The following is an 812-nucleotide window of genomic DNA, read 5'->3' as shown; positions in this document are numbered from 1 at the left end:
GATCTCAATCTGCTCGTGGCGCTGGATGCGTTGCTGGGCGAAAAAAGCGTATCGGCCGCCGCGCRTCGGCTTGGCCTCAGCACGTCCGCCATGAGCCGGACGCTGTCGCGGTTGAGGACTACGCTCGGCGATCCGATCCTCGTGCAGGCCGGACGCGCCATGGTCGCGACGCCGCATGCCCTGGCGATTGCCGCCGACGTGCGCGCTTTGAGAGAAGCGGTGGAGACCTGCCAAGCCCGCCGTCCATCGTTGATATTCGCGAAATACAACGCCACTTCACCATCCGTGCCAATGAGGCATTCGTGCTATTCTTTGCCGCAGATCTGAGCGCCGCTGTGGCAAAGACCGCCCCAGGCATAAGGCTTCGGTTTGCGCCTAGAACGGACAAGGACGTCCAGTCCTTGAGAGACGCGGCCGTGGATCTCGATATCGGCGTCCTGCCGGCAGACGGGGGCGAGCTGCGTTGCCAAACCCTTTTTGAAGACCGTTATGTCGGAGTCGCAAGGGCTGGACACCCGATTTTCGATGCAGATCAGATCACGGTCGAGCGTTATGCCGCCTGGGGCCACGTACTCTTCTCTCCACACGCGGATTTTGCCGGTCCGGTGGACAGGGCGCTGGCGGAACTCGGCATTTATCGCGATGTCAGACTGATCGTGCCAAGCTTTCCAGCGGTGATCGCGGTTGCAGCCGCCTCCGATTTAATTGGCGCTATTCCGAACTCCTATCGTAAATCCGCTGCAAAAAGCCAGATCCGGACGTTTGAACTACCGGTCCGCGTGGAAGGTTTCGACATCGTACAGGCATGGCAC

General features: G+C 60.5%; 1 pseudogene. It reads left to right on the top strand.

Annotated features, from left to right (window positions below):
* Positions 1-812 (top strand): annotated as a pseudogene (locus AC1D35_RS36525) (LysR family transcriptional regulator); the annotation flags it as partial.

The sequence above is a fragment of the Rhizobium sp. P1_E6 genome (assembly GCF_056405875.1).
This window is presented reverse-complemented; position numbering and strand designations above follow the sequence as displayed.